The sequence below is a fragment of the Gynuella sunshinyii YC6258 genome, from assembly GCF_000940805.1.
GTDB lineage: Bacteria > Pseudomonadota > Gammaproteobacteria > Pseudomonadales > Natronospirillaceae > Gynuella > Gynuella sunshinyii.
Genome location: NZ_CP007142.1, coordinates 1258966 through 1283164, shown reverse-complemented (window position 1 = coordinate 1283164; position 24199 = coordinate 1258966). Strand labels below are relative to the sequence as shown.

Genomic DNA, 24199 nt, shown 5'->3' with positions numbered 1-24199 from the left:
ATGAATACACCTGAAATCAGACCGTCAGCAGCATGGATGCTGCTGTCGAGCCAACAGGGATGTTTTCACGGCGTGTTTGATTTCAGGTGTATTCATTTAAACCAGGTGGTTGGTATAAATTAAAAACATCAGTATCTCGCTTAAGAATCCGGTTATAAACACAACAGACCAATAGAATATAAACAGCCTTTAAAGCAAGAACCTGTCAGAGCCACTATCGTGGCTCTGACAGTTAGCAGGCTATTGTTTGTCCGCCGGGGTTTTTGGGTTTCTCCGTACACCCATCAGCAACGCGCCCAGTAGTGCGAGCAGTCCCACACCTGCAGTACCGGACCAACCGTTGCCCTGTATGGCGGAGGACGCTCTAACCCCGATGGCACCGGGATCTTCGACGACGGCATTCACCAGTCCATCGGCATCATTGGCACCCCCGTCTTCAATGGTCAATTGCACACAGTAGTAACCAACCTGCATGCCGCTGACCCAACTGTCATCTCCCGGAGGTGGGCAGTAACCCAGACGACCCGGTGCGGAGTGGATTTCGTTGTTGGCGTCTTCCACAAAGTTACTCCACTCGCCATTCTGATATTTCCGGTAAACGGCATTTTCAGGAATGGCTTCTGTCAGTGGCAATACAATGCGCACGGTTTGTCCAAGAGTTGGCAGATCCTGAATCTCAAAGTCGAATATGCCACCTTTAAAGTCGTAGTCTTTATCGACTTTAAGATCACTTTGATTACTCAGATCGTCTTCACTGAGTCGTGCACCACCGCCTTCGCTCATCATGGCAAACTGACCCAGCCGACACAGCACTCCCGGATCACATTCGAGCAGGAAGGAGTCGGTCACCCTGGCCTGTTCCGGCAGTACGTTGGTGGCAACGATGTTATCAAGATAATCAGGAATGCCGTCGTCGTCACTGTCACCAGTACCTTCGGTTGCGTCATCAGTGCCATCACCATCACTATCAGTGCTGCCAATGAGTGTCGGTAATGCCGCCACAACCTGGAAGTACAACCGGGCCGTGTCGCTGGCACCCTCTGAATCGGTTACGGTCAGTTGCAGGCGATAGCGGCCAGCTTTGAGCACACTGGGATCAAACTCGAAGGTTGCTTCGTTAATGTCGTCCTCAATATCCACCAGACTGCTGGCACTGGCACTCCAGCTGTAGGTAAAGGTATCACCGGTGTTCGGATCGACCACCGTAGCCGTCATAGTGGCATTACCACCATCCGGTGTCACCAGTATGGTACTGCTGCCGTTCTGTTGCAGATTCAGGGTGACTTCCGGTGCGATGTTGCCTTCCACCAGGAAGAAGGTCATGGTGTTTTTCACGCCCGAGTTGATGTCGTAGATATCGATATTGTCCGGATCATATCCGCCACTGAGATCATCACTGTCACTGGTCTGATCATCCAGTTTGAGGGTCAGAATTTCAGTCCCTTCGAAAGTGCTGTCGGTATTGATATTGAAGGCAATAACTTTCGATATTTCATCACTGGTAAAGATCACCAGGTTATCGCTGAGATCGTGATCACTGCTGTCAGCGGTGCTGTTGGCGGTATCAATAATGACCGGCACAGAGAATGGATAATCCGGTGCAGCGCCATTGAGTAGTACTTTAAAGCGGGTAGGCGCGCCTTCCACGACGGTTTTGTCTTTAGCGAAGGACACCAGCGGCCGGATGCGAACGATCTGATCCACACTGCCGGTATTGCCTTTGTGGTCGGTGGCCTGCCAGGTCACGTAATTGAGTCCGGGTGGCAGCAGCACCGCATTATTAACCATGCCAACGACATTCGGCTCACAGCAGCCATCGCCATCAATGTTATCGCTTACCAGTGCCGCCAACGCTGCATCGATAGTGCTGGTATCGGCATCGCTGTCGAGCCCGAGCAGCTGTGTCAGCGAGATCACGGTATAAAGACCGGTAGAATCAAATACCACGTCATCAGGCGCACTAATCACCGGATCGGTGGTATCGAGATAATCTTCCGGATCATTTGGATCAGTACCGTCAATGACTTCCTGATAGTCCGGAACGTTATCACCATCGGTATCGGTGGCCACCACCACAGTGATATCGAAAGGCGGCAAGCTGGTACTGGCAGTACCATCGCTGACGCTGATCACAATACCTGCATAATCGCCCTCATCACCACTGGCAGGAGTACCCGTCAATGCACCGGTGCTGGTATCAAAGCTGGCCCAGGACGGTTGATTGCTGATGCTGAACGTCAGAGTATCACCAATGTCCACATCACTGGCAGTTGGGGTAAAGCTGTAAGTCACACCGATTTCCGCGGTGGTTCCGGGTGTGCCAGTTATCACTGGCGCATCATTGACGTTGCTCACGGTAATACTGAACGCGGCAAGGCTGACACTGGCGGTACCGTCGCTGACGCTGATCACGATATTGCTGTAACTGCCCACGTCGCCATTCACCGGAGTTCCGGTCAAGGCACCGGTCGCGCTATCAAAATCCGTCCACAACGGTTGATTACTGATACTGAAAGTCAGGGTATCGCCATCGCTGTCACTGGTGGTTGGAATGAAACTATAGGCACTGTCTTCGGCAACACTGGTCTCCGGGCTACCGGTAATGGTCGGTGCAGCGTTGGTGTTGCTGACGGTCAGACTGAAACTTTGACCGGTCAGACTATTGCCAGCCGCATCCATGACACTGAAGCCGAAGCTGTCGCTGGTACTGCTGCCGCCATCATGGGTATAGCTGATCAGGCCGGCATCAAGATCCGCCTGAGTAAAGGTATCGGAATTGGCCAGCACATTACCACTGCGTTTCAGGCTGCCATTGGTCGGCACACTGGTCACCGTGAATGTCAAACTGCTACTCACCGCATCCGTTGCACTCAACAGACTGGCGCTGATGGTTTTGGTGTAGCCGGTCTTCAATGTCAGACCGCTGTTGGTTGCCACGGTTGGCGCGGTGCGATCCAACTCTGCAGTGGCCGTTACCGCTGCTCCGGTGTTGCCACTGGTGTCGGTCAGAGTTACGGAGATGGTCAGAGTGCCGTCACTGAGGCCAGAAACATCGATACTATCGATCAGCTGAGTTGCACTGCTCAATGTACCGGAGCCGGTCACCAGCGTTCCGCCGCCGGAACTGCTGATGCTGTAGTTATAGGTTGCCCCGACTTCAGCGCCGGCAAAAGTGAAACTCAGATCGGTTGCCTCGGAGGCATTGAGCACTGTGTCCCCTACACTGATGCTGTAACCACTTGGGGTCGCGGCATCCAGAATGGCCGTATCAGTCACCGCCGTCGCAGCATTACCGGCCGGGTCAGTCACGACCACCGAGAGGGTCAGGGTGCCGTCACTGAGACCGGTGAGATCGATGCCGGTGATCTGATCGGTCGCGGTGCTGAGGGTGCCGGAGCCAGTCACTGCAGTGCCACCACCAGAACTGCTGATGCTGTAGCTGTAGCTCGCGCCAACCTCGCCACCGGCAAAAGTAAAGCTGGCACTGGCGGCATCAGTGGTGTTGTAGGTACTGTTATCCAGGCTGACGCTGTGGCCACTGGGCGCTGCAGTATCCAGCGTAGCGGTGTTGGTCACCGCAGTCGCCGCATTACCTGCTGTGTCAGTCACTATCACCGACAAGGTCACGGTGCCGTCACTGAGACCGGAGAGATCGATACCAGTGATCTGATCGGTCGCTGTGGTCAACGTACCAGAACCGGTCACCGGTGTTCCGCCACCGGAGCTTGAGATGCTGTAACTGTAGCTCGCTCCCACTTCACCGCCGGCAAAGGTGAAACTCTGACTCGATGCGTCAGCGCTACCAATGGTACTGTCGTCAAAGCTGACGCTGTGACCGCTCGGCGCAGTGGTATCCAGGGTTGCGGTATCGGTCACCGCGGTTGCGGCATTGCCGGCAACATCGGTCACGATGACCGAGATGGTCAGAGTGCCATCATTCAGGCCGGAAAGATCGATACTGTTGATCTGATCAATCGCAGAGCTGAGGGTACCGGAACCCGTGACGTTGGTGCCGCCACCGGAGCTTGAGATGGTGTAACTGTAACCCGCTCCGACCTCGCCACCCGCAAAGGTGAAGCTGGCACTACTGGCAGAAGTCGCATTGTAAGTACTGCTATCCAAGGTGACACTCTGGCCGCTCGGTGCCGTGGCATCCAGGGTTGCAGTATCGGTCACGGCGGTTGCAGCATTGCCGGCCGGATCCGTCACGATCACGGAGATGGTCAACGTGCCATCACTCAGGCCGGATAGATCGATGCCGGTGATCTGATCGGTCGCCGTCGCCAACGTTCCAGAGCCGGTCACTGGGGTGCCTCCACCAGAACTGCTGATGCTGTAACTGTAGCTCGCACCAACCTCACCACTGGCAAAGGTAAAGCTGGCACTGGTGGCGGTGGTGGCGTTGTAAGAGCTGTTATCGAGGCTGACGCTATGGCCGCTTGGCGCGGTGCCATCGAGTGCGGCGGTGTCAGTGACTGCGGTCGCGGCATTACCGGCGGTATCGGTGAGCACCACCGATAAGGTTAAGGTGCCATTACTCAGGCCCGATAAATCCAAACCGGTAATCTGATCGGTCGCTGTAGCCAACGTTCCAGAACCGGTCACCGGCGTACCGCCACCGGAGCTTGAGATGCTGTAACTGTAACTCGCTCCCACTTCGCCACTGGCAAAAGTGAAACTCTGGCTGGAAGCCTCGGAGGTATTAATTGCGCTGTCGTCAAAACTGACGCTGTGGCCGCTTGGTGCGGTGGTATCCAGGGTTGCGGTATCGGTCACCGCGGTCGCGGCATTGCCGGCAACATCGGTCACCACTACCGAGATGGTCAGAGTACCGTCACCCAGGCCTGACAAATCCACGCCGGTGATCTGATCAGTCGCAGTGCTGAGGGTACCCGAACCCGTGACGTTGGTGCCGCCGCCGGAACTTGAGATGGTGTAACTGTAACCCGCGCCGACTTCGCCACCCGCAAATGTAAAGCTGGCACTGGTGGCAGAAGTAGCGTTGTAAGTACTGCTGTCCAGACTGACACTCTGGCCGCTCGGTGCCGTGGCATCCAGGGTTGCGGTATCGGTCACAGCGGTTGCGGCATTGCCGGCCGGATCCGTCACGATCACGGAGATGGTCAGGGTGCCGTCACCCAGGCCGGATATATCGATGCCGGTAATCTGATCGGTCGCGGTGCTCAAAATACCGGAACCGGTGACATTGGTGCCGCCGCCGGAACTGCTGATGGTGTAACTGTAGCTCGCGCCGACTTCACCACTGGCAAAGGTAAAGCTGGCACTGGTAGCAGAAGTAGAGTTGTAAGTGCTGCTATCCAGACTGACGCTGTGGCCGCTTGGTGCGGTGCCATCAAGCGCGGCGGTGTCGGTCACGGCGGTCGCCGCATTGCCGGCGGTATCGGTGAGCACCACTGATAAGGTTAAGGTGCCATCACTCAGGCCGGAGAGATCCAGACCGGTGATCTGATCGGTGGCGGTACTGAGGGTACCGGAACCGGTCACTGGCGTGCCACCGCCGGAGCTTGAGATGCTGTAGCTATAGCTCGCACCCACTTCGCCACTGGCAAAAGTGAAACTCTGACTGGAAGCTTCGGAGGTATTAATTGCGCTGTCGTCAAAGCTGACGCTGTGGCCACTCGGCGCGGTGGCATCCATCGTTGCGGTATCGGTCACCGCGGTTGCAGCATTACCGGCCGTGTCAGTCACGACTACTGAGATGGTCAGGGTGCCATCACCAAGACCCGAGAGATCGATGCCGGTGATTTGATCGGTGGCGGTGCTGAGGGTACCGGAACCAGTGACGTTGGTGCCGCCGCCGGAACTGCTAATGGTGTAACTGTACGCGGCACCGATTTCACCACTGGCAAAGGTGAAGCTGGCACTACTGGCAGAAGTAGAGTTGTAAGTGCTGCTATCCAGACTGACGCTGTGACCGCTCGGCACGGTGCTGTCCAGAGTCGCAGTATCGGTCACCGCAGTTGCGGCATTACCGGCGGTATCGGTGAGCACCACCGACACGGTCAGCGTACCATCACCAAGGCCGGAAAGATCCAGACCACTAATCTGATCGGTGGCACTGCTCAGGGTACCGGAGCCGGTGACGTTGGTGCCGCCACCGGAACTACTGATGCTGTAGCTGTAACTCGCACCCACCTCACCACTGGCAAAAGTAAAGCTGGCGCTGCCGGCTTCGGTGGCACTGTAAGCACTGTCGTCAAAACTGATGCTGTGGCCGCTTGGTGCGGTGGTATCCAGGGTTGCGGTATCGGTCACCGCGGTTGCGGCATTGCCAGCAACATCGGTCACCACTACCGAGATGGTCAGAGTACCGTCACCCAGGCCCGACAAATCCACGCCGGTGATCTGATCAGTCGCAGTGCTGAGGGTACCGGAACCCGTGACGTTGGTGCCGCCGCCGGAACTTGAGATGCTATAACTGTAACCCGCTCCGACTTCGCCACCCGCAAAGGTAAAGCTGGCACTGGTAGCAGAAGTAGCGTTGTAAGTACTGCTATCCAGACTGACGCTATGGCCGCTGGGTACGGTGGCATCCAACGTAGCCGTATCGGTCACGGCGGTTGCGGCATTGCCGGCCGGGTCAGTCAGAACTACGGAGATGGTCAGGGTGCCGTCGCTCAGGCCGGACAGATCGATGCCGGTAATCTGATCAGTCGCGGTGCTCAAGGTACCGGAACCGGTGACGTTGGTGCCGCCACCGGAACTGCTGATGCTGTAACTGTAGCTCGCGCCGACTTCACCACTGGCAAAGGTAAAGCTGGCACTGGTGGCAGAAGTAGAGTTGTAAGTGCTGCTATCCAGACTGACGCTGTGGCCGCTTGGCGCGGTGCCATCGAGTGCGGCGGTGTCGGTCACGGCGGTCGCCGCATTACCAGCGGTATCGGTGAGCACCACCGATAAGGTTAAGGTGCCATCACTCAGGCCGGAGAGATCCAGACCGGTAATCTGATCAGTCGCGGTACTGAGGGTACCGGAACCGGTCACTGGCGTGCCACCACCGGAGCTTGAGATGCTGTAACTGTAGCTCGCACCCACTTCGCCACTGGCAAAAGTGAAACTCTGGCTGGAAGCCTCGGAGGTATTAATCGCACTGTCGTCAAAACTGACGCTGTGGCCGCTCGGTGCGGTGGTATCCATCGTTGCGGTATCGGTCACCGTGGTTGCAGCATTGCCCGCAACATCAGTCACGACTACCGAGATCGTCAGGGTGCCATCACCCAGGCTCGAGAGATCGATGCCAGTGATTTGATCGGTGGCGGTGCTGAGAATACCGGAACCAGTGACGTTGACACCGCCGCCGGAACTGCTGATGGTGTAACTGTACGCGGCACCGATTTCACCGTCTGCAAAGGTAAAGCTGGCACTGGTAGCAGAAGTCGCGTTGTAAGTGCTGCTATCCAGGCTGACGCTGTGGCCACTTGGCGCAACAGAATCCAGTGTAGCGGTATCGGTAACGGCTGTGGCGGCATTGGCAGAAGAATCAGTCACCACTACCGACAAAGTTAATGTGCCATCACCGAGGCCAGATAAACTCAGACCAGTGATCTGATCGGTCGCTGTACTCAGGGTACCGGAACCAGTGACGTTAGTGCCGCCACCGGAACTGGAAATGGTGTAACTGTAAGTGGCACCGACTTCCGCTGAGGCAAAGGTGAAACTCTGGCTCGATACTTCTGAGGCGTTAATGGTGGTGTCGTCAAAACTGACACTGTGGCCGCTCGGAGCCACATCGTCATTGACAGTTATCGCAAAGGTTTTTTGATACGTGTCGGTACCATCATTGGTTTGCACGCAAACATTGTAGCTACCCGCTGACAAACTGCTGGCCGTTTGCAGGTTGGCACTGGAAATCTGGAAGCTGCTGTTATTGTCATCACCGGTAGCACCACAACTGCCATAACCAGAGCTGCCATTGGTGACCAAAGAATAGGTATGGGTGTCCGATCCATCCAGATCGGTGGTCGTCAGGCTACCAACGACAGCCGCTGCGCCGGTAGCACTTTGGTTGATACTCGATGTTCCGAGGGTAATATTGGTCGGCGCATTGTTGGATGCCCCCACCGACAACACCAGGTCATCAATATAAAAGGTATTCTGATTAATCTTGAACCGGACTTTGGCAATGTTATTGAAGCTACCGGATGCCGTGATCGTTGGTGCGCTGGAATAGAAACCATTATTACGGGTATAGCCTGCTGTCGGGTTGGAAAAGTCCAGATAATAGTAGTCGTCGCGATATACCGGATCGACAGTAATGGAACCGACCTGGGCATTGGATCCGTCATACGCGGTAATGGTCAATGTATCGGAGTACGGTGGCTGCCCGGTATTGGTGTGATAGGTCCAGATGGCCAGATCCACCGTTTTTGCGGAATAGAGGCTGTTGTCGGTCTTGCGAAACTCCACATAACGCGGGCTGCCTGCACTGCCCACACCGCCTCCACCTATGGCACCGATTTTATCGGCCGTACCAGCGGAACCATCGTCATCAATCACTACATCGAGGTTGGAGTTATAAAAACCGACCATCAGGGATGAGCCGAAAGCTCTGGCAGTCAGATCCCCAATAGGCGTGGTACAGCTTGCGGAATACGGCGCACTCCAGTCGGAGCCGTTACATTGGATGAAGCTGTTAAAGTTATAAGTGGTATCTACCAGAATATTGCTGTAACGCAGAATCTGTTCACTGTTGAAAGTATTCAACTGCTGACCGGTCCGATTGTCGGCAAAGTATTCCAGGGTCCAGTCACCCTGTTGCGCGGCGTCACCGGTAGGATTGATGGAACCAGCCACCTCAGCCTGGGTCACATCGGCCAGGGCATCGATAAAATCCTTACCTTTCTGGGTTTTGGCCACTTCACACCCAAACACCTGAATCTGCGCATCGGCATCCATCTGCGCACCAATGGCCTGCCACAATGACGCCTGCTGTTGCAGAGACTCAGCCGTGACATGGGTGTTGGCCAGTGCAATCTCACCGTCCCGGCCGTGGGAAATAATATTGATCAATTCGACCCTGGGCATTTTCTGAAGTTTGCCAAGTATCTGCTCCAGTGGTTTGCCGTCATTATCGAGAACCAGTATTTCACCAACAGTCACGGCATAGTAGATGTCCTCCCAATCAGGCACAGAGGTATCGATGACGGTCAGTACATGGGAGTCAGACACAAAGAAACCATCATCAGCCTGCGAACTGGATGGGCGGGCAGATACAATGTGCAGCAATTGCTTTTTGTCGCCAAGGGACAAATCAGCGCCATAGCCCAATGATTGTTGATCGGCGACGATCAGTGTTTCTGATGCCAAGTTGACAGCCGGCAGCACTGGTACCGCCTGAGAATAATGACTGAGGTCTTTTTCCAGCCGTTGCGAGGTCACATCAGCCAGTTGCGTGGAGGCATATGCATTCTGCCCCTGCATGAACAACAGAAACGAGGCAAAGGTCAGGGTCTTGGAAACCTTATGGAACCACGAATACTTCGAATAGGAACGCTTGAGTTTGCGAACCGCTTTACTCTGCTGCGCAGCAGAGACGCTATCCTGGTCCAACAACCGCAAATACCGAATGGCCGCCCGTCGAATGGTTCTGTCGCGAACAAAACGATCATCAATTCGATAGCGGGTTAATAAATTCGTTTCATGAAATTGCCTGGAAGTATTCTTGTATTTCATGACGCACACCAGCCTTGCTTTTGCAAACTTATGTAATTAATTATCTTCTCTGATCCAACTGATCAGTGACTCCGAAATTATGGCTTTCATCGCTCCCGGTGCATTGGGATCATATACAGTGGCGCTTTCGGTATCCGGTAAAACCTTGACATCAAAGATTTCATCAACTCCATCCGGAAATACAATTTCACCAACCACTTTGCGTGCCTGCAGATCAAACACTACGACACCGGGCCTGATCACTTTTTCAACGATCGGCAAAAAACCGAACGCGCGACTTTTTCGTAACCGGGATACACCGATAAATGCATACTGACCAGCGAAATCGAGACCACGAATAAAACCATCGAATTGAAACAGTTTGTTAACGGTCTGCTGTTCAGGAAAGTATTCGAACAGCTCTTCTGTAGCAGAGGAAAAAAAATAAAGGCGGTTGTTATACCAGCGAGGTGAATGGGGCATGGTAAAACCATCAAGTACGGTTGCCCCGGTCTGCACATTAATCACAACACCCGCCGCCATGACATTTTCCCGCCAACTGCTGCCAACATCATTGGTGCTGAAAGCAGTCACGTAACGGATTTCACCCTCTTCATCAACAGCCATGCCGTTTAAATGACAGCAGTCTTCGGGTGACAGACGGGAAATGAACTCGGGCTTCCAAAACGTTTTAAAACCATATTCACCATAAGTATCGACCTGCCCCAGACAGGCACAGGTGGTGTTTACGCTTATCAGCCCATGGCGGGTAAAGGCCAGATCATGATGGTTAAGACCATAAGAAACAAAATGGGTCATCGGATAGAACAATCTGGAGAACGGGTTCTCCGGCATCAACCCGGTCGAGCGTTTGTCGTTTTTATACAGAGTTACACCCTGAAAATTGGAAATGGCCATGTATTCGCCATTGAGCGCGATGCCCATCGGCTTTCTCACCCTGACAGAGGTTTGATTAACTTGATGACCATCCGAAGAGAGCGTAAAAATTCGCCCCGCCGTATTTGAAGTGATGACCAGAGCAATCCCAAGCTGACGCAAGTATTCGGGAATATCCGCAGAGTATTTAGCCAGGCTCATAAAATCCCACAAATAAAAAAATTTCATCCAATGAGATTCTGTCTATCCAACAGTAAAGCATCCGATCATTAGAAATTTGACTGCTTCTAACAGTAAAGTAGCAAACTTTTGGATATTCAAGTTATCTTCAAAAAAAACGTCAAAGTTCAGAACAGCAGGAGAAATATATAAAAAAACCATGATAACTTATATTTAAAGATCAGAAGATCCCCAGGGTTCTGCGAATCACACAGTGTTGCAGCCGGGGTTCACGCTAATGATGATGCATCCATGCATCACCCTGTTTGGCCCGATCGGCGTACCTGTCATATCGTGATTACCATTCGAATATTTCAGTTTCTGGCAGGAAAGATACCGCTCAAGGCGATGCAAAATGGCACACATAAAAACGGTTGTCGGTTTTCATGAGAATGATAGCCCCCCTGCTCTGTGAGCATATCCTCGGCCATATCCACTTGCGTATCCGTTGGTACCGGTACCTTGTAGTTGATACTGGCCGGCATACCGCTATTCAATGACTGACATAAATATGTATCACTGGACGGAGTGTCCACCACCTCCAGGGGCGGAGCAAACGCAACGGTGACCGGTTCATGATTATGAGCAGGCATCGATAGTTCGGTCAGAGTAACTTCCGGTGCACCATATCGTTGTGCCACCAGACGGGGGGTCAGACCAGGACCATCGCCAGCTCCGGCAACCCCTAACCCATATGGATCGTATAGATTGGGCAACCCAAGAGTACTACGACCATCACCACCATACATATCACCGACGATAGCGAATAACGCGTTATTTTGAGCAATACTGATCACCTGTCCGGCACAGTAGGCCCATTCACTGGGCGCAAAGGTATAGGGAAATATTCTGATTTCTGCGATAAATGGTTCAGACATATGCTGTCTCCCGTTTGTCAGTTACGGCTTGGAAAGGTGCCCAGCAAACTGAGAATAAAGTTCATAAACATGGTCGGCATCATATTTTCATGATAACCACTTTGCCCGACAGGCAAGATGCTTTCTGAAGCCAGAGGCCCGGTCGCTGTTACTTTGGAAACTGGCGCATAATGGGTTGATTTGGCGATATACATACCCGCCGGGTCTACCTCATCGGGCGCATTACCCGAAACCTGAAATAAATGCGTATGTGCCGGTAGCTGATCAACCGTTAGCGTGACCCTTTCAGAACCATAACTCTGTCCCTGAACCCGGGGGGTCAGACCATTGCCATTGCCGGTATGCACGGGCAAACGTCCACGACAATCCGGCAAACCGAAGCTCGACCGACCATCCCCTCCGTACGCTGTGCCTATGACAGCATACAAGGCACTATGATCGGCGATAGACAGTATCTGCCCTTCACAAAACGTCCATTGCCGCGGAGCAAAGGTACCCGCAAAAATCCGAATTTCTCCGATATATGACTCTGCCATAACCGTTTCTCCTAGTTTCTGGAAGGGTAATAACCCGTTAGTGCGATGGTAAAACGCAGCACCACACTGGGCTGATTGTTATCATGAGCAATATTTTGTCCTGCCAGACCGACGGTCGCCGGTGACAGAGACGTTACGCTGTTCAGGTCTTGGGTATAATACGGAACAGAATTACCGACCAGGGCAAACATTTGCGGATCGATTTTTACGGTTCCAGGTCGAACAGGTGTAAAGTTAACACCTTGCGAATTGTTGCCCTGAAGGAGATGTGTGTGTCTGGGCATTTCTGAATTGTCCAGCAAAACGGCATCAATACCCCCTTTCGTACCCAGTGAAATGCCACTGGTATTTGGATAGTTCAACGGTGTTCGGCCACGCATATCCGGCAACGCAAAAGTGGTTGTACCATTACCACCAAAGTGAAATCCCAGCAGACTGGCGAGAGCACCATTCTGACTGACATCCATGACCTGACCATCACAATTGGCCCAGCCAACCGGCGCATAACCAATGGCCCAGAGTTTGATTTCGCCTAAAAAAGGTTCCGCCATAGAACCCTCCTGTTGTTATTTGATTAGCAAAGTAATGATGTATTTCACACTCAGGAAGACGTTTTGCTCTGACGTGAACGACAAATCACTATTTCATATTCATCCAGGCTGTTAGGACTCATAAACAAGGTTTGTTCACCCAATCCCGGAACAGCAAAAGAATAATTGTTTTGCGGTAGATGAAAGTCTTCATCACCCTTCAAGAGAACTGAAAATGCTTCGTATTCTTCACCGTTTGGTGCTTTTAAGGACACTCCTTTAATTGTAAGTTGGGTGAGTTTCTGGTTATTTTCGGGATCAGATACTTCCACAGTCTGACCCACCAGCGGGGACAGGTTCTGATAGTTAAAATCCTGCATAGACTGACCTCTTTGTGGTGTCTTACTTCTTAGGGATTGATTTAAAAACCCAATCGCAAGCGAGATGAATTACGATAGGCAGCGTTTTAAACACTCATGGACATAACATCCACACTCGACGATGGATACCAGATCATTCTGATATAGGGCCTTGCAATTTCCTCTACCTGAAATCCCATCCGGCTATAGAGCTGTCTGGCAACGAGGTTCTGTTCGGTAACAGATAAGGTTAACGGTGTCATAACCTGTTGTGCAGCTAACATAAAAGCCCGGATCACTGCCTCACCAAAACCCTGACCACGAGCGGCAGGTATCAGCGCAATATCCACAACCCGAATTTCGTTAGGACCAAAATCCAATACTGAACGGCCTACACTCTGTTGTTGATATTCAATGATGAATGACATCGCATTCGGAAATTGACTCTGATATCCCTGGGTTTGCGCGCGATACTGCATATCGATGATGGACTGAATAAATTCAGCATCGGCCTCAATGGCCTGCAAATCTTCGCGAGTGGATTGATGCAGGTGTTCGAGAAAAACACGATCACTGGGTCGGGCCGGCCGAATAGCCAGATTTCCCGGCAGGTTTATATTTTTATAATTCATGAATGCATATTCCCTGGGCTCTTTCCTTACTTTGTCAGGGTAGACAGCCGTTTTTGGAATTTCCACATAACTCGAAATTATCGTCCCGTAAAATAGTATGACGCACTCCCTTAATATGGGTGCCACACTAACAGGTATCACATAAAATTTTTTTAAGAAATTTTCCAATTAAGAACGGAAGATCACTACCTGCTCTTCCAATAACGGATCTTAATAACCCGATGAATACCGAAAAAATTTTGATATTCCTGAACGACATACACATACCAGTCAAATTCGAAACCATTAAAAATGATACGTTTCTGCCAGGTATATTGATTGATCATGGCACTTTGAAGATTGACTCCAAACAACTGAAGTACCCGGGCGATCTTCTCCATGAAGCCGGACATATTGCAGTAACACCTGCCACTCAGCGATATGACCTGAGCGGCGATGTTCATAAATGTGGTCATGGGCCGGCGGAGGAAATGGCCGCAATCGCGTGGTCGTGGGCCGCATGTACCAAAATCGGACTGGCTGCAGAGATCCTGTTTCACCCGGATGGCTACAAAGGTGGTTCAAAGAATTATATTGAGGCTTTTTCCACCCGCGGTGGTTTTGGTCACCCACTACTGGCCTATTGGCAAATGTGCCGGCCTGATGAGTATCCAACGATGGAAAAATGGTTACGTGATTAACCGTTTTTTGAACGACAAACGTTGTTAAAACAGTGCTTTACCATCAACCGGCAACTTTTGTAATAGTGCATATTCCGGCATCAGCGCCTGCTGGATGAACTGGATTTCAGCGTTGTCAAAGCCGTAATACTGATCTCTGACCTTTGCAATAAATCGCTGCCCTGGCATTTTGGCATCCCAGTGGATGGTATCTCTGATCTGCTGTCGTTGAGAAGCCGTCAGCGGTGGTAATGAGAAATATCCGCATACCCGTTCAACCACATCCTCACTGGCCGTGCCACCTGGGCTCAACCGGTCATAATCAAGTATTTGAACAGACAAGTCCGGAGCAGACAGATACTGCTGACGCATCACGGTCATCAGTTTCTGCAACACGGCACAACGATAAACCAGGGGTGAGTCACCGATCGGCAAATCAAGATAACGCGCAACCGGGTTTTTCGGCACCATGTGAATACCCGCCAGGTGACGGTGTGATGCCAGAATACCGAAGGGTTCGCGTGTTAAACATAATACCGGCGTATCGGGAAAAGCCTGGCGAATCAACGGTAGAAGTCCAATGTCCCAGGCGTTGAATTTCACCAGCAACGGCAAATCAAAAATTGAGAACAGCATCTGTAATGCAATTATTTTCTGCTCATCCACCAGAGCTTCATCCAGCAGAAGATCCGTCAGAAACGAGGCCTCTGAGATGACTTGAACGGCTCCCGTCGCCGCCAGTGCATTGGCCATTAACGTTGAGCCACAGCGGGATAAGTGAAAAATAAATCCAACCGGTTTCACCCTTTCAACGCCCTGGGCCTGGGCAAGCAGAGACTGTAATTCAGTGGCCGGCTGCAGTAATACCGATAATAACGATGCACCACGGGCCTGACTCAGCTGAGCATCGTAAAACGGTGCAAAAGGCAGTGTTTGAGGTTTTAATTGCCACTTGCATTGTTGTCGCTGAATACAGTATCCGGATGGTAACCAGCATAACTTTAAGTCGGATAATGAGATCGGGATTGCATGCTTGTTTCGTTGCTGAATCATGTTCAACAGTTGAGTGGAGGTAAGCCCTTCAACGCCCAGGTCGGCAGCAAGTCCTTGCAACAGGTTTTCCATATTTGAGCAGGTATGATACTTCGATAACAATGTTTCCGAAGTCACCAGTTTATAAAATATCTGCTCAAACGCTGACGCCGTGGCTGCCATACACACGTCACGCAGTCATATTCACATACTGCACCAATCGCGGATGCCGGGCCCGGTTTGGACTTGCTCCATGAGGCAAAAACTGATGCCAGATCACCAGTGAACCTGCCGGTGCGGCAATATTTTTAACCGTTAGCATACTCAAATCCTGCTGATTGGGATCAGATCCTGACGGTAAGCCCGCCAACCAGTCTTGCAAGTGGTGATGAAATCCGGGCACACACCGGAACGCACCCTGGTCCTGCGCAACATCGGTCAGATAGATTAATCCCTGGGTAGAGAATGTGAGTGGCTTGGAAAAGTCCAAGTCCCAATGCAAACGGGTACCCTGAAAACAATATTGATCCGTTTCCGGCGGGTTGAAACCAACGCGATCTACCGAACACTGCAACCTGTCGGTTTGCCATAAATCTGCGAATACTTTGCGGGCTGTTTCAGACCGGCGATTGTCATCCAGAATCGGGTGCCGGAACAACTGCACCATAATATTATGCATGGCCGGATGCGGCTCATACCAGCTTAGTGGTTGCTCAGGGTGTTTATCCAGAAACTGATAAATCAAGTCGACCGTCGCCTGGCATTGTGATTCATTCAACACCCCTTCCACCACCAGATAACCCTGCTCATGCCAGAATGCCAACTGCTCAGTGCTGAGAAAAGACGGACTGCTTTTTTGCGGTAACGGAGGACTGAGTAACCGATCAATGACGGCATTCATGTTTTTAACTCGTTCAGTATCAAAACCGTCAGGACTACAGTCCAACAGCCACTGTTCAAACACATTGAAATCTGTCGCCTGGTGATACAAAAACTCCAGACACTCGCCAAGACCAACCCCTAACAGATCGATCAGGGTACGATCCAACACCCATTCTTTGGCAGTCAGATCACTATCAAGCTGCCCGACCTTTTGCAGCTGTGCTTTGTGCCACAACCGTTGTAGATGACGAATACCCAGCATACCAATCTGCTGTGCAGACACCGGTTCAACGTTGGCGACACTCTTGTCGGGAAAACCGATATCAAAACCCGGCGGTTCTCCATTGGCAGCAGCGCCGAACAGATAATTCATGACAATCACATCCCCTGGGGAAAATTGCCGGTGATCAAACGTCATCGCAATACATAAAGACGACTGCCTCTCACGCAACCACAGGTCCTGATAAACCTGTACCTCGGTACGGAATTTGAGCGCGTTCTGACCATCGGGTAATGGATCGGGAATATGAATTGTCCCGTTCAGCACCTGAGTCTGACCATTCGCTATTGCGGTGGCCGTTTGGCGATTAAGACATGCAAATATTCCCAATGATGTTTCGGCCGGCTTGTCACATTCACCCTGGCAGTAGCGGCTGAACTGACCGGCGTTATACAGGCAGGCATCCAACACTACATGCTGCGGAATCAACACACTTTGAGTATCTCTCAGATACTGTTGCAGGTGGCTGAAGATCAGCACCTGAGGTTCGTTCTTGAGCATCCAGTTCATGGTTTCGGAAAGTACAATGTCAAATCGTAATCCCTGCGGTGGCTGCCAGGTTGTGGCATCGGCAAGCTCAACGGCGCGAATATAATTCTGAATCCCCAGACTTTCGACGACACGAGTAACTGCGGCGATATTTTCCTGATGAATATCCAGCAACGTTGCCCGTACACGGCGATCCTGAAGGCAGGCCAGTACCGGCACCAGCAGCAATCCATAAGGTCCGGTGCCCGCATAGAGGATTTCCACTTGTCCCTTAACGGCCAGTTGATCCTGGATGGCTTTGGTCACCGCAACTATAAATGTGTGAGTGCGCATCAGGTCCTGCAGACATTTCGCAGCCTGAACGGGAGACAGTGCAATACCGGACTGCAACGACATGCCCAAGGTCTGGCCCAGATCATCATTGGCAGATATGCCGGTCAGACCGGCAAACGCCGTTACCAGAGCATCTATGTGCGTCTTGGCAAAACCGGCATCCGGAGCGGTATCCATGAGTGCCGAGACATGCTCAATAATGTCATCCGCCAGCCGCTCTGGCCCGATCTCCATATCGTTGCCGGGTAAGAAATCTTTATCGTGGGAGGTTGGTTGTACGGGTGACATACATACTTCCTGATTGCGATTCTCAGTAACCAGATACGAGACGTGCCGGACAAGAGACCTGGGACCGTTCTGGCATTGCGGTAAAGATCCTGACAAGCCGATAATTCCACCAGCGACATCAGGCGTGAAAAGCACATCCGTATTTTTTATTGTTGTAAAACGAACCTGGACTCCATTCAGTAAAGCTCACTCTGCTGAGATACCCAATAAACTCAATCGAAAGTACGACCAGGAAGCTGCTCGGCACGCTGAATCTGATGCGGTCTGTCAGCAATGCATCCGAACATTTTTTGAAGCTTATCGTGATACTCCGGATATACCAGAGGGTATCACCTTTGCGGTAACGCCCTCACAAGCTGGCGGGATCTTTATAAAATATCTTTAAACACTTTGTCGCGATAAACTCCAAAATATTGCGATGCATAGGATCAGGCGCCTGTGTAATACGGTTGCTATCACCCCAAACTGAGCCGTTAGCCTTAAGGAAACAGATGGAATTAGCCAATCACCCCGGATTTCCAAATCCCAAACCGGGAAAAGAGGAAACCATTGAAGGAAATCCTTCAAAGCAAAACGCGACTGATGCCGTGTATGCTTACCACGACTCATATACGGACATGCTATTGACTTGTCAGAAGTGTGGCCGAAAATTCTATTTTTTTGCTAAAGAGCAAAAGTATTGGTATGAAGTGCTCGGGTTTTGGAATAACGCCAAATGTATTCACTGCGTTGACTGTCGAATCAAAACTCACAAGGTTAAGAAGCTACAGAAACATTACGAGCGATTACAGAAGCTGGAAAAACCTTCACCTGATGAGATTCGAAAGTTTCGGGTTGTGGCTAAAACATTGATAAAAATCGGATGCATGAAAGATCGATCCAAAGTGGATAAATTAGGTTAACAAACGCCATGCCACATTTATTTCTTCACAGCCATTAATGAACAAGAAAAACGTAAAACGGTCAAAAGCTATGCATCGAACTGATAACAGGATGTTTGGAATCGTGTACTGATATCTTGCGGCAATAATCCTGTTAACCCAGCATGATTGCATGTCAGATTAATAGCAGGTCTCGTTAGTTTTCTTGCGAGTGTATGACTGATATGTCAGACCTGCCTGATATCAACAGAGCCAACGTTAAAAGATATTATTAACGAATACATGAAACCGGATAATCTGATCAATCGAAAAGAAAGCCCGTTAACATCAACAAGGGGCTACAGCGTTTGACGTAATAGACGGTTTCAAAACCAAAGGTAGTGGACGTATCGCTCTCAAGCATATTGGAAGGATTTTGCTCTATATTCCTGTTGCCATTGGAATGATCGCTATTGTTAGATTCGTCCTGGGCAAGGAAGTGGGGAGCTGAATTTTTCGGTGTATTGGGTGCCATTATTGTAATTCAGGTACTGGATTTCCTGCGTGAGATTATCAGGCATGGCGGTTATTCCGATCATATAAAATAAATAACCGCAGTATTATTGGAAACGCCTTCCTGGAGCCCTAAGCGGGGAATCAAGATAGTCTGGTTTTAATGAGTTGGAAAAAAAACAGCAGACCAAAACCTCACTCAACCACCCGCCCCCGCAATGCCTTCGTTTTACCTCTGATGGTTTTACGGTTCATGCGTTTCTCTTGGGAACTCCGGGAAGGTTTGGTGGGTCTTCTGGCTTTTTGTTGCACACCCGCGTTTTGGATTAATGCCTGTAATCGTTCCAGGGCGTCGGTGCGATTTTTCTCCTGCGTTCTGAAGCGCTGGGCTTTAATGACGATCACCCCCTCCTTGCTGACCCGCCGGTCTTTCAGGGCCAGCAGGCGTTCTTTGTAAAACAGTGGCAGTGAAGATGCGTTGATATTGAAATATAAATGAATGGCTGAAGAAACCTTATTCACATTTTGTCCACCCGCTCCCTGGGCACGGATGGCTTCAAACTGAATTTCGTGATCGGGAATGAAAACCTGACTGGAAATCTGCAACATAAATACTAATGCCGGATCAAATTGATAACTGAATGTGGTCGATGTGAACAGCCTGCCATCCGGAACCGAAAACTACTGCAAACAAGGTAATTATCCGTTAACGATCCCTCGGGAATGCTGGACGGCATCGTTTTATCACTGCTCAACGGGTGTCGCCACGATATGTACCAGGAAGTTAATTTCATCGCCCACCGCAATTGCGCCGCCCATGGCCTTAAAGGGTTTTAATCCCAACTGTTCATGGGTCAATGTGAATTCAGTAGTCGCTGTCAGATCGTTTTCATTGACTGTTAACTTACCTGGAATCTGAAAGGTAAATGATTGGCCTTTGATGGTAACTGTCGTCTCAAAAACGGTATTTTCCTGTTGCTCAAGATTGATATCCACCGTGACAACCGGGAAGTTGGCAGCATCCAGCAGTTTGTCGCTGAGCATGTTCTTCTTGGTGCCTTTGGCAGCGCTTTCTTTAACCGTTTCCTCTCCCCAGATATCTGGATAGCGGGCAGTGGTCTCAGGCCTGTCCACCAAAAAAGTTGCGGGAGATAATACTAATTCGCTTGTCGATGTGCCCTGCGGTTGATATTGAATCTGCCCGATCAACGGACCAAGTTCGATGACATGCCGGTGTGAAAAGGCTTTAAGCGGCCCGGCCCGACCGGTCAGGATGTGAAGATAGGATTGTTGGCTGTCAATGATATATACGGTGGCCCAGGCTGAAGAGCAGAAAAGGCTCCATAAAAATGCGGTGCAAATCAAAAAACGAGTCTGTTTCATGGCCCTTGGTTCAAGGTTAAAAATACTATCCTAACATGTTGGTTGCAGATCTTGCCTATTCTATCGGGATTTTGATGGATGGCGTTGTGGCGGTCATGAAACCCCGTATTTGCATTGCTCACCCGGCCTGCAAAAGATCATTGATATGAGCTTGGAAAACCACCCAGGTAACCTGGCCTTCGCGCAGTTTCAAAATAAAAGGTAGTGGACGTATTGTCCTGAACTACGTTGGAAGGATTTTACTCTTTCTTCCGGGCAAGGAAGTAGTGGTCCCATGGGGAGCTGAATTGTTCGGTGTATTGGGGGGCCAGGGTCATGATTCAGGTAATGGATTTCCTGCGCGAGATTATCAGACATGGCAGCTATCCCGAGAATATCAATAATATTCAAAGCTCTCTGTATCATTGGAAACGGCATGTATTGCGGTCGTTCCTGGAATTCTGGCCAGGGAGTTGGCAAAACCATCGGCCATACTGATGTCCTGGCAGTGATTCGAATACACGGATTACAGGTGCCACTTTCCAAAGCCAACAATGGCGAAATAGCGACCCACCAACGACTTTGGGAAAGAGTTATAGAGCGTTATCAGGTAATTCTGCTGTGAAGGGCCGGATCCTGCTTAAGGAACGTGTGTCAGGCCGACATCACAGAGTCATCGTCAAAACACTCGAACAACCAGTCATTGACCTCACAATCGATGACCAGATGAATACGATCCCGCTCACTGTCATTCCTGACTTCATGAACTTCTCCGGCGTTGATGTACCAGAGCTCTCCGGCCTGCATGGGCACTGATTGCCCTTTGACGATGAAGTGAACATTGGTATCAGTCCAAATTGGCAGATGTAGCCGGGCTTCACCGGAACGCCAGTCCAGTCCAGGATCACGATGAGGTCTGATATGGCCGCCAGGAGCAAGCCGCATCAACCGCACAGACTTCAGCGGACATTGGAATGATGCCAACCATTTTTGCAACGATGAACAACGCTTCAGAATATCCAGGTCTGCCCAATGTCCGTGGGAATCGATCGAAAAAGCCTGCAAGATGGGGTGACGTCCGTGATGTTCTTTGAGAGTTCTTAATGGCAGAACATCCCATTTACCACCATAACCACCGGCATTGACATGATCAACCCAGCTGGCACTCAGCAAGGTTCTGATTTCGTTTCTGATCGTCGCAAAGTCTACCGGCAGATCCAGACGTGAAAAAAGCATATTTTTCCCCTGCTGACATAAGTGAGTCTTACAACCAAAATCATATTAAAGACTAATTTTGAGTCTCGATATAATTACTAGTACAAATGTATGAGATGTTGATTAGCACCCTTCCATGAAATTTCGCAATAGCACCGTCATCAGGTGATTGATTAACACAGCAAATATATTTTGATATATCAATGATAACGGCGGTTAATTCTGTGATATGTAGAACCAAACATTGGTTAAACAGGAATCCTGATAAAAATACTTATTCCATAAAAACAATTACTTGCTTAATTAATCAAAATCTCAGCAGACATTAAATTCGCAAACAATGTATTTCACCGATTGTTTTAAGCTTGCAGGGGGTTGCAACGCCGATAGAACGGCAATCACCTTGATGGTAGGAGTATTGTGTCGATGAGATGGAGCAGAGGCTGGATTTTTTTATGGTTATTGCGGGAAGTGCTGCCTGCAACTCCCCGACAAAAAAGACACTTACCAGTATCTCTGACCGGTAATCATCGAGGCCGACCGAACATGGCGGTCCAGTATGGGGAGTAGGTTGTCTGGGAGGTACCGTCCAGCCTTGATGCGCCCATTTCAGTGTAGTTACTGTTCATGATATTGCGACAGTGCCCGGGGCTGTTCAGCCAGCCATCCATGACGCTGGTGATGCCGTTATAACCGGCCGCGATGTTTTCACCGACCCAGGAATAGTCGTAACCTGCATCTTTAGCGCGATCCCCCGGTCCCGATCCATCGGAACCAGTATGACTGAAGTAGTTTTTGTCAATCATGTCCTGATTATGCAGTGTCGAGGTGCTGGCCAGTTTGCAGTTCCAGGATAAGGCCGGTACGGCGGGGAAATATTCATCACCGCAGCTGCGTGCCTGACTTCTTGCCTCATTATGAGCGGCCAGCAATTGAGCCTCAATATCGGTGATAACGCACTCTGCGGTCTGGCCACCACCATCCCCACCACTGTTATCACTGCCATCATCATTACCACCACTGCTGCTTTCCTGCTTGTAACCTGCCAACAGCGTCACGTCTGTATAATCGGACGAACCGTGCAACATGACATAATATGGAATGTTCGTCTCTGTCAGTCCGCTGCAACTTTCTTCGTTGCCTTTTAAGAAAGGACGGCAATCAAACTGACTGAGTTCTGGCAGCGAGCCGGCCCTGACGTATAAATCCGCATCCCCCGATCCGCCACTGATCGTAAAGGTCAGATCTGTAACATCCGCCGGGACATCCAGCATAAAGTATTGATCACCTCCGGCGCTGGCGGTCAACCCAGTCACGGCCTGGCCGTTACTTAAACGAATAATCTGCTGTTGCTCCCCATCTGCGGTGGTATTACAGCCGCTCAGAGTAACCAGCATAACCAGTGCGCAATAATACGGGTTTACTATTCTATTCATAAAACATTCTCAGCCCTGTCGGGATCAGTCATTGGCATATGTCGCACCGTGACGACAAACAAAAGGAGGACAGGTAATGTGGTCAGTCAGCAGGATGTAATGCCATCTTAACCATTTGTCACCGGATGATTATTAAAGGACAGTCGAAGGTGGGAATCCCGGTGCTGGTTCATGTTTTTTCAAAAAAGCCGGCACCGAAACAGATGACTCCGTGATATTTTGCAGTATTACTGTTCAGGCCAGTGAAATGTCCGGGCCAAAGTGCCGGTAACGGGCAGTTTCTTACAAATCAGCGCACCTGTAAGGGGAAATTCCGCCAATGCCGAAGCCGGCGCATCGACCCGCGCGGAAGTCACCGCCAGATAATCAAGTTCAGGCCCACAGAAAGTGCAGGAAGTCGGACTATAAACTGGCAGGTAATGTTCTTCCAACAACTGACCAGAGGATGATAACTGTTGAATCCGCTGCCCCTGCCAGACGGCGTTGAAAATACTGTCGTCTGTTGCCAAAGCAGATCCGTCGGGGGTCTGATGATCGCTGTCCAGTGTCAGTAAAACTTCTGGTTCTCCTGCGAGTAGACCATCTGCCGTCAGCGGTTGACGGAACAAGGTATGCAGCCTGGAGTCGGCAAAGATAAAATGCCGCTCATGCCATAACAGGGTATTGGGAATTGAAATACCGGTTTTGATGGTTTCAACTTTGCCGGAAGGCGACACCCGGACAATACAGCCCCGTTCCGCTTCCGGCGGTTCTGACATCAACCCCACCCAGTAACTGCCATCCTCCGCCACGGCAGCATCATTGCAGCGCATACCTTTTTCCAATTGAGGAATCGCGATAATGTCATCCAGTCGCTGTTCGGCAATATGCCATTTGGCAACCCCTTTATTGGTGGCCAGTAACAGATAATCAGAGTCGTTACAGAGGGCAACATGGCTGGCCTTAAACGGCAACAGGGTACAGCTGACAAGATCAGGTTGTTGCCATGGCATGGCAAACAGTTCCGAACGCACAATATCCACCCAGAACAGGGTTTGCAGCTCAGGGTGCCATAGTATCCCCTCGCCTAGCTGGTTTTCTCCCGGCCACAGCACCTGCCAGTCACGCAACTCTGACATTTTTTAACC

At 50.7% G+C, this 24199-nt stretch carries 17 protein-coding genes; 3 read left to right on the top strand and 14 right to left on the bottom strand.

Features of this window, described 5'->3' with window-relative positions; genetic code table 11:
- Positions 1-240 precede the first annotated feature (240 nt).
- From YC6258_RS05670 to YC6258_RS05640, 7 genes are all read right to left on the bottom strand, one after another.
- Positions 241-9693: a DUF4347 domain-containing protein gene (locus YC6258_RS05670; RefSeq protein ID WP_044616168.1), complete on the bottom strand. Its 9453-nt coding sequence runs from the start codon at positions 9691-9693 to the stop codon at positions 241-243.
- A 36-nt stretch (positions 9694-9729) separates the two neighbouring features.
- Complete coding sequence (locus YC6258_RS05665; RefSeq protein ID WP_044616167.1) at positions 9730-10797, bottom strand: TIGR03032 family protein; 1068 nt, start codon at positions 10795-10797, stop codon at positions 9730-9732.
- 305 nt (positions 10798-11102) lie between these two features.
- Positions 11103-11666, bottom strand: coding sequence for a phage tail protein (locus YC6258_RS05660; protein ID WP_044616166.1), 564 nt, complete (start codon positions 11664-11666; stop codon positions 11103-11105).
- Between the two features lie 17 nt (positions 11667-11683).
- Positions 11684-12202 (bottom strand): phage tail protein, encoded by a 519-nt coding sequence (locus YC6258_RS05655; RefSeq protein WP_044616165.1) that lies wholly within the window; start codon positions 12200-12202, stop codon positions 11684-11686.
- An 11-nt stretch (positions 12203-12213) separates the two neighbouring features.
- Entirely contained in the window at positions 12214-12753 is a 540-nt protein-coding gene (locus YC6258_RS05650) for a phage tail protein (protein WP_044616164.1), read from the bottom strand.
- A 50-nt stretch (positions 12754-12803) separates the two neighbouring features.
- Positions 12804-13112 (bottom strand): DUF6916 family protein, encoded by a 309-nt coding sequence (locus tag YC6258_RS05645; RefSeq protein ID WP_044616163.1) that lies wholly within the window; start codon positions 13110-13112, stop codon positions 12804-12806.
- An 86-nt stretch (positions 13113-13198) separates the two neighbouring features.
- Entirely contained in the window at positions 13199-13723 is a 525-nt protein-coding gene (locus YC6258_RS05640; RefSeq protein ID WP_044616162.1) for a GNAT family N-acetyltransferase, read from the bottom strand.
- A 221-nt stretch (positions 13724-13944) separates the two neighbouring features.
- On the opposite strand from YC6258_RS05640, the gene YC6258_RS05635 reads away from it, so the two are divergent.
- Positions 13945-14403, top strand: coding sequence for a hypothetical protein (locus tag YC6258_RS05635; protein WP_044616161.1), 459 nt, complete (start codon positions 13945-13947; stop codon positions 14401-14403).
- A gap of 24 nt (positions 14404-14427) precedes the next feature.
- On the opposite strand, the gene YC6258_RS27065 is transcribed toward YC6258_RS05635, so the two are convergent.
- On the bottom strand, positions 14428-15597 hold the full coding sequence (locus YC6258_RS27065; RefSeq protein WP_052830091.1) for a sulfotransferase family protein: 1170 nt from the start codon (positions 15595-15597) through the stop codon (positions 14428-14430).
- A 7-nt stretch (positions 15598-15604) separates the two neighbouring features.
- Positions 15605-17686 (bottom strand): phytanoyl-CoA dioxygenase family protein, encoded by a 2082-nt coding sequence (locus tag YC6258_RS05625; RefSeq protein ID WP_052830090.1) that lies wholly within the window; start codon positions 17684-17686, stop codon positions 15605-15607.
- 491 nt (positions 17687-18177) lie between these two features.
- On the opposite strand from YC6258_RS05625, the gene YC6258_RS05620 reads away from it, so the two are divergent.
- The gene (locus YC6258_RS05620) at positions 18178-18588 is read left to right on the top strand and encodes a zinc-ribbon domain containing protein (protein WP_052830089.1); all 411 of its coding nucleotides are present in this window, start codon (positions 18178-18180) and stop codon (positions 18586-18588) included.
- A 666-nt stretch (positions 18589-19254) separates the two neighbouring features.
- On the opposite strand, the gene arfB is transcribed toward YC6258_RS05620, so the two are convergent.
- Both arfB and YC6258_RS05610 read right to left on the bottom strand, forming a co-directional pair.
- Positions 19255-19668 (bottom strand): alternative ribosome rescue aminoacyl-tRNA hydrolase ArfB, encoded by a 414-nt coding sequence (gene arfB, locus YC6258_RS05615; RefSeq protein WP_044616160.1) that lies wholly within the window; start codon positions 19666-19668, stop codon positions 19255-19257.
- A gap of 135 nt (positions 19669-19803) precedes the next feature.
- Entirely contained in the window at positions 19804-20442 is a 639-nt protein-coding gene (locus tag YC6258_RS05610; RefSeq protein WP_044616159.1) for a YceI family protein, read from the bottom strand.
- Positions 20443-20857: 415 nt separating this feature from the next.
- On the opposite strand from YC6258_RS05610, the gene YC6258_RS05600 reads away from it, so the two are divergent.
- Positions 20858-21046: a hypothetical protein gene (locus tag YC6258_RS05600; RefSeq protein WP_044616157.1), complete on the top strand. Its 189-nt coding sequence runs from the start codon at positions 20858-20860 to the stop codon at positions 21044-21046.
- 29 nt (positions 21047-21075) lie between these two features.
- Here YC6258_RS05600 and YC6258_RS05595 read toward each other — a convergent pair whose 3' ends face one another.
- The 3 genes from YC6258_RS05595 to YC6258_RS05585 form a co-directional block, all read right to left on the bottom strand.
- The gene (locus tag YC6258_RS05595) at positions 21076-21657 is read right to left on the bottom strand and encodes an aspartyl/asparaginyl beta-hydroxylase domain-containing protein (protein WP_044616156.1); all 582 of its coding nucleotides are present in this window, start codon (positions 21655-21657) and stop codon (positions 21076-21078) included.
- Between the two features lie 506 nt (positions 21658-22163).
- A complete protein-coding gene (locus YC6258_RS29505) occupies positions 22164-23072 on the bottom strand; it encodes a CAP domain-containing protein (protein ID WP_044616155.1) in 909 nt (302 codons plus the stop codon).
- Between the two features lie 227 nt (positions 23073-23299).
- Positions 23300-24190: an SMP-30/gluconolactonase/LRE family protein gene (locus YC6258_RS05585; protein ID WP_044616154.1), complete on the bottom strand. Its 891-nt coding sequence runs from the start codon at positions 24188-24190 to the stop codon at positions 23300-23302.
- Between the last annotated feature and the right edge of the window lie 9 nt (positions 24191-24199).

What these genes read in the sequence shown, in the direction of transcription:
- YC6258_RS05670 (WP_044616168.1), bottom strand. Translation starts at nt 9,693, where the DNA reads ATGAAATACAAGAATACTTCCAGGCAATTTCATGAAACGAATTTATTA.
- YC6258_RS05665 (WP_044616167.1), bottom strand. Translation starts at nt 10,797, where the DNA reads ATGAAATTTTTTTATTTGTGGGATTTTATGAGCCTGGCTAAATACTCT.
- YC6258_RS05660 (WP_044616166.1), bottom strand. Translation starts at nt 11,666, where the DNA reads ATGTCTGAACCATTTATCGCAGAAATCAGAATATTTCCCTATACCTTT.
- YC6258_RS05655 (WP_044616165.1), bottom strand. Translation starts at nt 12,202, where the DNA reads ATGGCAGAGTCATATATCGGAGAAATTCGGATTTTTGCGGGTACCTTT.
- YC6258_RS05650 (WP_044616164.1), bottom strand. Translation starts at nt 12,753, where the DNA reads ATGGCGGAACCTTTTTTAGGCGAAATCAAACTCTGGGCCATTGGTTAT.
- YC6258_RS05645 (WP_044616163.1), bottom strand. Translation starts at nt 13,112, where the DNA reads ATGCAGGATTTTAACTATCAGAACCTGTCCCCGCTGGTGGGTCAGACT.
- YC6258_RS05640 (WP_044616162.1), bottom strand. Translation starts at nt 13,723, where the DNA reads ATGAATTATAAAAATATAAACCTGCCGGGAAATCTGGCTATTCGGCCG.
- YC6258_RS05635 (WP_044616161.1), top strand. Translation starts at nt 13,945, where the DNA reads ATGAATACCGAAAAAATTTTGATATTCCTGAACGACATACACATACCA.
- YC6258_RS27065 (WP_052830091.1), bottom strand. Translation starts at nt 15,597, where the DNA reads ATGGCAGCCACGGCGTCAGCGTTTGAGCAGATATTTTATAAACTGGTG.
- YC6258_RS05625 (WP_052830090.1), bottom strand. Translation starts at nt 17,686, where the DNA reads ATGTCACCCGTACAACCAACCTCCCACGATAAAGATTTCTTACCCGGC.
- YC6258_RS05620 (WP_052830089.1), top strand. Translation starts at nt 18,178, where the DNA reads ATGGAATTAGCCAATCACCCCGGATTTCCAAATCCCAAACCGGGAAAA.
- arfB (WP_044616160.1), bottom strand. Translation starts at nt 19,668, where the DNA reads ATGTTGCAGATTTCCAGTCAGGTTTTCATTCCCGATCACGAAATTCAG.
- YC6258_RS05610 (WP_044616159.1), bottom strand. Translation starts at nt 20,442, where the DNA reads ATGAAACAGACTCGTTTTTTGATTTGCACCGCATTTTTATGGAGCCTT.
- YC6258_RS05600 (WP_044616157.1), top strand. Translation starts at nt 20,858, where the DNA reads ATGTATTGCGGTCGTTCCTGGAATTCTGGCCAGGGAGTTGGCAAAACC.
- YC6258_RS05595 (WP_044616156.1), bottom strand. Translation starts at nt 21,657, where the DNA reads ATGCTTTTTTCACGTCTGGATCTGCCGGTAGACTTTGCGACGATCAGA.
- YC6258_RS29505 (WP_044616155.1), bottom strand. Translation starts at nt 23,072, where the DNA reads ATGAATAGAATAGTAAACCCGTATTATTGCGCACTGGTTATGCTGGTT.
- YC6258_RS05585 (WP_044616154.1), bottom strand. Translation starts at nt 24,190, where the DNA reads ATGTCAGAGTTGCGTGACTGGCAGGTGCTGTGGCCGGGAGAAAACCAG.